At 41.7% G+C, this 9,894-nt stretch carries 5 protein-coding genes and 1 other annotated feature; of the genes, 1 reads left to right on the plus strand and 4 read right to left on the minus strand.

From position 1 onward, the window contains the following. Positions 1-614 precede the first annotated feature (614 nt). The 4 genes from AB4Z17_RS18250 to AB4Z17_RS18265 all read right to left on the minus strand — a co-directional run bounded on the left by AB4Z17_RS18250 (position 615) and on the right by AB4Z17_RS18265 (position 9,211). The gene (locus AB4Z17_RS18250; RefSeq protein WP_441961241.1) at positions 615-2,495 is read right to left on the minus strand and encodes an alanine--tRNA ligase; all 1,881 of its coding nucleotides are present in this window, start codon (positions 2,493-2,495) and stop codon (positions 615-617) included. 109 nt (positions 2,496-2,604) lie between these two features. Further along, positions 2,605-2,848: a binding site (T-box leader), on the minus strand. 346 nt (positions 2,849-3,194) lie between these two features. Beyond that, positions 3,195-7,670 (minus strand): S-layer homology domain-containing protein, encoded by a 4,476-nt coding sequence (locus AB4Z17_RS18255; protein ID WP_441961243.1) that lies wholly within the window; start codon positions 7,668-7,670, stop codon positions 3,195-3,197. 541 nt (positions 7,671-8,211) lie between these two features. Beyond that, a complete protein-coding gene (locus AB4Z17_RS18260; RefSeq protein ID WP_441961245.1) occupies positions 8,212-8,415 on the minus strand; it encodes a helix-turn-helix domain-containing protein in 204 nt (67 codons plus the stop codon). Between the two features lie 418 nt (positions 8,416-8,833). Next, complete coding sequence (locus tag AB4Z17_RS18265) at positions 8,834-9,211, minus strand: hypothetical protein (protein ID WP_441961249.1); 378 nt, start codon at positions 9,209-9,211, stop codon at positions 8,834-8,836. On the opposite strand from AB4Z17_RS18265, the gene AB4Z17_RS18270 reads away from it, so the two are divergent. Continuing rightward, positions 9,129-9,344, plus strand: coding sequence for an EamA family transporter (locus tag AB4Z17_RS18270; protein ID WP_441961247.1), 216 nt, complete (start codon positions 9,129-9,131; stop codon positions 9,342-9,344). The two genes, AB4Z17_RS18265 and AB4Z17_RS18270, sit on opposite strands and share 83 nt — an antisense overlap. Positions 9,345-9,894: the final 550 nt, after the last annotated feature.

The raw sequence follows: 9,894 nt of genomic DNA on the forward strand, positions 1-9,894 counted from the left end.
ATAGAAGATGTTGTAGATGTAACTTATTATTTTAAAACTGAATAACTAAACTACTTAGTGTATGACAATAAACTTTAAGGATTAACTCTAAAATTAACTCTAAGGATAATTACGACAGCAGAATTTAAGCATTACTAATGGAAATTGAACTTAGATTTTATTAGTTTCAATTATAAAGCGCAAATCATTTGATCTGGAGCTGAATGAATTTTAGCATTATTATGAAGTACATAAAATGAAGACGTGAGAAAGTGAAGTAACAGCAATTTAAAGATAGATCAGTCAGTAGATCAGTCAGTAATATTAATTCCCTTAATACTTCTTCACAAAACTCGTATTTTGTACATATGTATATAAATCGTTTTAATGCCTAGTAATACTGAATTTTCGCTTATAGCTCGATTTTCGTTTTGTTTTTTTATAAGTTCCCCTTTCTTGCAGAAAAAAAACAATTCGGATTTAATCCGAATTGCTTTTTCTTTGAATACTGTGCTCCGGTATCGCCAACGGAAAGGCCAAGCGATGTCAAGCCACTTCGATTGCCGGATTTATCATTCATCATGGATTCCCGGCAACTCATAACGTTGTTACAAATGGCAATCCTAAAACATCAGCTATTGTTCCGCGTTCTGGAAATATTTATTAATTACTCCTTTAATCCTTCTAACTCCAGCAGCAGAAGATTGTTCTTTTTTAATACTGAACTTTCCTAAGTTTGTTGTATCTTCTACATGAGGTCCTCCACATACTTCTCGACTCCAAACTTTCCCTTCATTATCTTTGATTGTATACACCTTAACGATATCCGGATATTTATCCCAAAAATTCCCTTCAACATTACTTTCTTTTGCTTCAATCTTAGGCAGCTCTGAAATATAGGTAACTGCTTTTGATGAAATCGCATCATTCACATACTTTTCCACCTCAGCTATTTGCTCTGGCGTAAGTTTTTCATCATGGTTGAAGTCAAACCGTAATCGTTCTGAAGTAATATTACTTCCTTGCTGATGAACATGATCACCTAAAACTTCCCTTAAGCCAGCAAGTAATAAATGAGATACCGTGTGCAGCGCTGTTGTTTCTGTTGAATGTTCAGCTAATCCACCTTTAAATTTACCCGCAGAAGCAGTTCTGCTCTTTTCAGCATGTTTCTTTGCCGCCTCTATATAAGACACCTTGTCCTCCATGCTATATCCACTTTCAGTTAGAAACTCTTCCGTCAACTCCAAGGGAAACCCATATGTTTCGTAAAAATAAAAGGCATCTGCACCTGTAACTTTACCCTTATTCTTAAGATGTTTTTGTATTTCAAATTCTCCTTGCTGTAAAGTTCTATTGAAAAGATTTTCTTCCTTATTTACTATTTCGATAATTTTCTTTTTATTACCGATCAAATCTTCATAAGCTGTTGCTTCATCTATATAAACTTCAGACAACTCACCCACAAAATTTCCTTGTATACCTATTTTTTTACCTGCACGAATCGCCCTTCTTAATAACCTTCTTGTTATATACCCTGCATCACTATTTGCTGGCTCAGCACCATCATTAATTAGAAAAGTAGCCGCTCTCACATGATCAAGTATGATTCTAAACGACTTTAAATCGTCAGTATATTGTTTACCACTTAACTCCATTAATTTTTTCTTGGGATTAAGGAAGAAAGCCGTATTATAAATATCCTTGTCACCATTAAGGGCTGTTGCAACCCTTTCTAATCCGCCTCCATAATCAATATTGGGATTTTGCATTTTTACAAATCCTGTGTCTTCTTTTTTGTAACACATAAATACGTTGTTCCCAATTTCTAAAAACCTCTCGCTTACAGAAGCAGGATGATCCAGTGAATCACCGTCTGGTTCAAGATCATAGAACATTTCACTATCAGGCCCACCCGGTTCACCAACAGGCATATCCAATGGATTTCCGGTTCGACTCCACCAATTTTCTTTTTCATCGTATAAGAATATTTTACCACCTCTAGATGCCCCATATTGATAGGGATCATCTTCAATGATAGGTTCTATGCCAACTGATTTAAATTTTTCTGACCAGATTTGAATGGCTTCCGTATCTCTCTGTATATTCAAATCATCACTTCCTATAAAAGCACTGATATACAGCCTGCCAGGATCAATTCCTAATTCGATAATATGCCAATTCCAAATGGCATCAATTTGCTTTTTCTTATAGTTATTTTCATTTGCTTTAAACTCCCATCGACCTATCATTTCAAAAAATGTCAGATGCGACGTATCTCCTACTTCATCAATATCCACTGTCCTTAAACACTTCTGAATATTAGCAATCTCATTACCTATCGGATGCTTTTCCCCCAATAAATATGGAACCATAGGTTGCATTCCACTTCCTGTAAACAACGTTGAGGGATCATTTTCTGGTAACAAGCTAGAAGAGGGCACTTGGCTAGCCCCTATTCCTTTCATAAAATCAATATATGATTTTCTTAACTCATCTGGTGTCATTTTCACCATGCTCAATACCTCCATYTCAATTATTAATTATGCTCGGAAAATTATTTTGCAAATATTCGAACGAGAAGAAATAAAACAAAAAAGCCCTAAGCTGACATATTTCTTGTCAACTTAGGGCGAACTATTATGTCCGTGTTACCACCTAATTTCAGATTTCTCTGCACTCTATCAATACGGGATATCTCCGATATTGTTTCCTGAATAACGGTGGAACTCCGTTGAAGCCTACTAAGATTCCTCTGTTCGGTTCACAGCTCCGAGACTGCTTCACTATTAGATCAATGAAGATTCGCACCAACCATCTTCTCTCTGTGAGATCCCTAATAGCTACTATTTCTCATCATAGCCTTTTCGTTTTAAGTTAAAGCAATGCTATMACACTCAACTTGCTCTGTCAATTAATTCCACTATTTTTAATGAGGTATACGGCTTTGTATAGAAGTTCTTGACTTGAGCTCACGACAAGAACTTCTATACAAAAAATAAAAAAGCCACTGTTTAGGTGACTACCGTTGCATATATGTTCTTGTCGTCCGACATATAGAGTTTAATATGAAGTATTTAGAATGTGTGAGAAATAATACACTTGGCTTGATATGATCGAGCATTTGAAGGAGACGCCATAAGTCGCGCTTAGCCCGCTTTAATGAATGAGAAAGACGCTCAACATCTCTTGGTGTTGATGAGCGTCTTCTTTATTCATGCCTTTGGAAATGCTTTCAATAAGACAGTGATCGATTCGGCGCGTGTTGTCGATGCATTCGGCGCAAATTGATTGCTGCCGCGCCCTTGAATCCAGCCTTGCTGCACAGCTGCATCAATGGCTCCGATCGCCCATGCCGGGATTTGCTTGTCATCCGCGAAGCTCGTTCTAGCGCTTGCGTCGTTAGACAGCTTCAATGCTCTCGCGACCATCGTCACCATCTCTGCGCGACTGATCGGCTGATTCGGCATGAACCGTTGATCTGCATAGCCTTGAATGAGTCCGAGCTCTACAGCTTGCGCCACGGCCTCACTCGCCCATATCGGGATCGAGGCTTGATCTACGAACGCCTTCGAACGGCTTTCGCCGCTTAGCTGCATCGCCTTCACGAGCCATACCGTGAACTCCGCGCGTGTCACGGACTGATCCGGTCTGAATGTTCCGTCCGGATATCCGTTCGTCATTCCTCGCTGCACGGCTGCTTGAATATCCTTGGCAGCCCAGTGGCCTGCGATGTCTTTGAAGGCCGGCTTCGGCTCGGTCGACTTACGATTGACGGCAAAGACGGCGAATATACCGACATTATGCGTATCCGCTTGAATCGTACTGCCCGTTACCGTGCCTTTGAGTTCCACCCAACGCGCTGTTGCTTTATCGTATTGGAACACAGATGCTTGTTGATCTTTGCCAAGCTTACTGTCATCGAACGTCAAGCTGATCTGAATCAGCTTATCGAAGCCGCCCTTCACATCCTTTGACAATTCGAACACTGGGCTTATTGCATTCGGCTGCTGCTTCAGCAAGTCAGCGGAATTGTCGATTTTCTTCAGATGCAGCATCATCGTTTCTTTCGCTGCGCCTACCGGAACAGAGACTGTGATCTGYTTGCCTAAGCTGACCGTTCCCGCTTCGCCGGCTTTGATCGTCGCTTCGCCTTCCTTCACGCCAGGTCTAGGATTATCAGTGTCGATTGGAGGTTTCGGTTCCGGTTTATCGATAGAATCCTTCAACCTCGCGTTCAGATCGCGCAGCGTATCCACTACTGTCTCAAAATGATACGGGTATCGATCCAACAGGAACATCAATTGTTTGCGAAGCTCCTCGTTCCCTTTGTTCAAATTGATCAATTTCTCGGCTACATCAATTAATTCTTTGTAGGGTTCCATTAGATCTTCGCCGTAGACTTCGAACTCATAGATGGAATATCCGTAGTATTCGCCATAGACCGGCATTCGCTCAATTCCTTGGAATTTCACGTATCTGGCCTGCTTCGGAGCGAATTCCACCGTACTCGTCTCTCGTTTATCGCTGGCCGTAAGAATTCGATCGTCTGCCATCACGTTTTTCCATGTTACGTTATCAGTGGAATATAGAATCTTAAACCTTTTCGCGGCCGTCTCCCATCCGATGACGACCTTGCTAATATTTTGCGTTTTGTCCAAGTCAACGGTGAACCACGAATCGTCTTTGTACGTACTCGCCCAGCGCGTGATCATATTGCCATCGACGGCTTGGCTTGAAGGTACCCATGCCGCCTCTAATCCCGAGGCATCGGTTCCCTGATGCAGCGCATAGTTGTTCACATCGAGCAGCGGAATGAATCGATTATAGACTTGTAGATTATCGATCGTTCCTTTGAACGCGTTGGTTGTGCCTCCGACTTTCGCCACAGGCAGGACAAGCGTCTGAATGCGCTGCACTGGCTGCGCCAGCTTCTCGACGTATTCATTCCCGTTCACATAGAGCGAGACGCCATTACTGTCCCCCATGAGGAGAAGATGCGTCCATTGGCCTGCCGGCACTTTGTAATTGAATGCGCTATCATATCCTTCTTTAGAGAATCCTAATTTACCCTTGGTGCCGTGTTGCTTTAATTTTACCGTTCCTGCAGGCGATTCCATTAATACGGCATCGTCCGGATTGTCCGCATCCGGGTTAATCCACATGGAGACGGTCCAACCAAAGTTTAAGCTGTTGAGCGGTGTCTCCAAATAACTAGTACCGCCGTTGAAGTGGACGCCTTGCCCATATTTTCCTTTGACAAAATCAACGTTATTGCCTCTTGCATTGTATCCGTTACCGGATGCGTCAATGAAATTGTTTTCGAACGAATAATCAAGGACGCTTCCTTCCGTATTTTTGACTTTCACATCATAGGAAAGGTGGGTATTCGGCGCATCGCCCATCTTCGCGGCCGTCTTCACAAAGGTGTCGTAGTCTACATCGCTGCTCGCGCCGTGCCACATTTTCTCGGAAAGGACCTGCATGGCAGGGACCAAGCGGACATGAGTGTCATCCATCGATAGCCCCGCTTCATACGAAATATCGTTCCAAAGTGCGAACATGCCGCCTTTTAATTGCGGATGGCCGAAAGGCAGYGTCGCACCGTACCATTTTACAGGCTCCCATTCCTGATATAAGAGTGACGTATTTAAATAATCGGCATATAGTCGGGGTACGAGATATAAATAGCTATTATTGATGTTAATGATGTTATAACCAAGATCGATTGCTTGCTGCGGTCCGCCATACGGCAAATGCCAGATCGCCATGGTCGCTTCATTGCTGATCGGTGTCTTACCGGCGTACTCTTGCAATCCGCTCCACAACAAAGGATGTTTCCCTTTGCTATTGATGAATTTGATCATGGTGTCCATATATTTTCTGAAATCTTCCGTGTTTCCTTTGTATTCATCGGTTCCAATTTGAACATCAGGACCGAGAAATGTAGGGTCTCCGCCTCTCCAGCCATCAAGATATTCACTCCACAAATTCTTGACAAACTCGACGGTCTCGGGTTTTGAGACGTCGAGATGCGAATCATTCCCCAGAGAAGGATCTAATGTCGTAAAAGCACGCGAATGCCCCGGCGTATCGATTTCAGGGATAATATTAATACCATAATCTTGGCCTAACCGCTGCAAATCTCGGAACTCTTCTTTCGTATAAAAGCCATCTATACTTGCTAAATTCGGATACCTCTCGCTTTCTAACCGAAACGCACCGCGATTGCCAATATCATCATTCAAATGGATTTGCAAATCCGTCATCTTATACCAAGCCATCATCTTCACGTAATCCCGCAAGAAATCAATCGTATAGAATTTGCGAGCCACGTCGATCATAAATCCGCGTGTCTCGTATTTCGGATAGTCGCGGGACTGCCCCTTCGGAATCTGGTCATGACCCTCATCCTGCTTCAGAATTTGCAGCACGGAACGCGTTCCGCTGAAGACACCCTTTACCGTCGGCGCCGTAATGGCTACATAATCACCGATATCGAGTATGTAACCTTCTTGACCTAAGAACTTTTCCGTCGGATTTAAGGACAAGTACAGATCTCCGATGGATGGTGTCCCTTTGATAATAGTCAATTCCAGTCCCGTAATCGTTTTCATATCTTCTTGGACGATCGCTGCTGATTTGGCTAACGACGGGTCATTATAGACAATCTTTGCTGCAGACGATAATGTATATTGATCTGTTTTCCCAATCCATTCTTGCAGGGACGGAATGACTTTCGGTTCCTCATTCAGCCCTTTGATCTGTTGATTTAATCCTGTGACCGTAACTTCGAAAGACGGTGTTATCGCTTTCTGCGCTTGGTCCTCCAGGCTTTGTACTTGCAGCATCACATGAACCTTTTTATCCACCAATGGGGGATGAATGACGCCTTCCTTGTCAATGACAGGCAGCGCATCCGATCCGTAGATGGAGATTTGATAACCTTCTGGTACAGCCGGGAATGGGAACTCGGTCTGTCCTTGACTGATCGGTTCAATGCCATGAATCCCTTTGATGATTTTCGCTAGTGGATCTTCGCTGTATACCTCGAACTCATAAAATGAATACCCATACAGAATGCCATCAGCCGGTTTCCGCTCAACCCCTACAAACTTGACGTATCTTGCTTCTCTTGACGTGAAATTCAGGACTTCCGTTCCACCTTGGCAATTAATAATGTCATTATTCTCAAGTGTAATGTTCTCCCAATTATCACCATAGACCGATGTCAGCACGCGGTAGGATGTAGCTGGCGTCTGCCAACGAATGATAACTTGACCGATCTCCTTCTTTTCGCCTAAATCTACTTCAAACCATTGATCGTCGTATTTATCGGAAGACCAGCGCGTTGAAGAGTCTCCATCGACCGCATATTTAGGAAAAAGTCCGTCCGGAACTTCATTGCCGGATACTTTCACATCCTTCTTCAAAGCATAGTTCTCCCGGACGCTAGCTAAAGCCGTTGGTGCTCCATCCATACCTGGCTGCTGCACAGCGAATGGCTCTTCGAGGTTGGCATCTGGGACAGCTTCAGGATCCGAAACTACTTCCGAATCAGGCACTGTTTCCGGTACTGAGTTATCCGGTGCTTGTTGCGTGATTTCTTCTGCCTTTGATGTTCCGTCTGCGTACGTTATCGATGGATGAACAGAAAATATGATAGAAAAAAATAAGACCAACGTTAACAATAACGAACATCTTTGTTGATTCCTTCGGCTTGACTGCATTTCCTCATCCTCATTTCCTCGTATGAAATGATATATTCGGTTTTTCGTACTGCTAACTTGAGTACTCGCTATTCCCGGGCACCCATTCCTTACCAAGAGGCCTCCTCACAGTTAATAGTATGAGACGTGTTAGCCATAGGAAAACAGATAAGTTCTTACTTTCATATACATTTGTTTACTTTTTCATCATTTTAATAAATAAAATCTCATCAAATATGCTTGATGGAATTCGGTACTCTATGAAAAATACTCACAATGAGGGAATTTTGGGAATATTAACTACACTAACCTACACTTTAGCTTAATGAAAAAAGGAGCAGCTGCCCGATGGCAATCTGCTCCCTGTTGTATTCAACTAAAGTCTCCCGTTAGCAAAATGGAACTTTTATTTCTTTACTTCAATTAATTCTTCATCATTGCCAACTATCTCAAGAATTTACTTTTTGAACGCTCCCTTTAGTAATGAATGAATCTTATCCTACGGCGGTTTTTTTTATTTTATTCAATCCTGCCCATACTCGAGAATATCTCCAGGCTGGCAAGCGAGTGCTTTGCAGATCGCTTCGAGTGTTGAGATTCGAATGGCTTTCGCTTTTCCGTTTTTAAGTATCGACAGGTTCGCCATTGTAATGCAGACTTTCTCGTATAACTCAGTAACGCTCATTTTCCGCTTTGCAAGCATGACGTCAATGTTAACCACTATCATACGGTCAACTCCTAGTTCCTGTCTTCAGGCTTGGACAAGTACATATATCCTTACAACAAAAAACCGCTGATTAGGCGTTTTCCAATACATATATTTGTTGTCCTCTGACAATCGCAAGTGTCACAATCTATCTTGTATTTTCAGCATTGTTACTTTGTCACTTCCTCTGAATCCATACCCAACCAGGACTCAGAATTTTTAAACTTATTATATTTATTGGAATAAGTTATTGATTTGTACTTCAATGGATGTTTTGTTATTGAAAGTTAGAAACCAATTGTTTCAGTTGTAGGATCGCTGGAACGATTTGAATTGAAAAAATACTTTCCAATGACTAATGAAATGGAATTTTTTTAATTAGCCATTATGGGTAATAACTTTCATCAGTGACGAAAAGATTCTTTTTAAACTACCTTGCTCAGTTATTATCACCAATGACTTTTAACTGTTGTTTTCCTTCGTTTTCTGCAATCACCTCATATTTCTTGTCGCGTGTCAGAGCATCTGCATAAGAACTCACATTATTGCAAACTACAGACTTTTTGTTCTCAATCATCGCCCTACCCTCATTTAACGGTTTTTTCCTCCACTTCACCAGCTGCCTTCTCTTCGTGCTTATTGAGCTATCATTCCCCGTAGAAAGCTGAATGGATATCGTTTGGAATCTGTCATTCCTTTCGTCTTTGTCGATTATTTCGATTTTCTGAATAGCCTTGACCTGGCTCGTATTCTTTCTGCTTGTCGGATCGGGTGAAGCTGGCAAAGTCGGTTCGTTTAATTTTCTAGTCCCTCTCATAGCGATCGTGACCAGTGTCCTTTTCTTAGGTGAAACGATCACTTCCAAACTGGTGGCGGGACTCTTTCTAATTATTGCAGGCATTGCACTGGTGAACCTCAAACTGAAATTTCTGCAAAAGGGGAACAAATGACACTTAGGAAATTAGAAGGAGGGAAAAAAGCGCGTATGTCGGCCTGTTGTCGGTAGAGAATAAAGGATTAGACTGTCGCTGTTTCAGTGACGTTAAACTGCTCATTAGCTTAATGATAGTTCCTAATCTCAAGATTAATCGGTTATGAGTATGTGTTCTTTTCAATCTCGGCTAAGTATATATGTACTTGTCTTCAGGCTTGGACAAGTACATATATCCTTACAACAAAAAAACCGCTGTTTAGGCGGTTTCCAATATATTTATGTTGTTGTCCTATGACATCGGATGACAAGAATGTGTATCGATAACCGTTTCTGAACTTATGTTCCCCGACCTCTTATAACAAAATGTTGATCTTTATTATTGAAGATCAACATTTTGAGGTGATTCTTTTTTTTTCTTGCATATGACATTTCGGACGTTATATTAGATTCAATCTAGTTTTAAATCCAAAAATTTTGATAAACTGCAACAACCTTTTTAGAATACTGGTCAATAAGCCTTTATATTTGCATGATCTTTATAGTGTTTTGACAGATCAGTTTAAGCC

The sequence above is a fragment of the Paenibacillus sp. TAF43_2 genome (assembly GCF_052113545.1).
In the GTDB taxonomy this organism is placed as follows: Bacteria; Bacillota; Bacilli; order Paenibacillales; family Paenibacillaceae; genus Pristimantibacillus.

Excerpts from the sequence above, each read along its gene's own strand:
- AB4Z17_RS18250 (WP_441961241.1), bottom strand. The coding sequence starts at position 2,495 with ATGGTGAAAATGACACCAGATGAGTTAAGAAAATCATATATTGATTTT.
- AB4Z17_RS18260 (WP_441961245.1), bottom strand. The coding sequence starts at position 8,415 with ATGATAGTGGTTAACATTGACGTCATGCTTGCAAAGCGGAAAATGAGC.
- AB4Z17_RS18265 (WP_441961249.1), bottom strand. The coding sequence starts at position 9,211 with ATGAGAGGGACTAGAAAATTAAACGAACCGACTTTGCCAGCTTCACCC.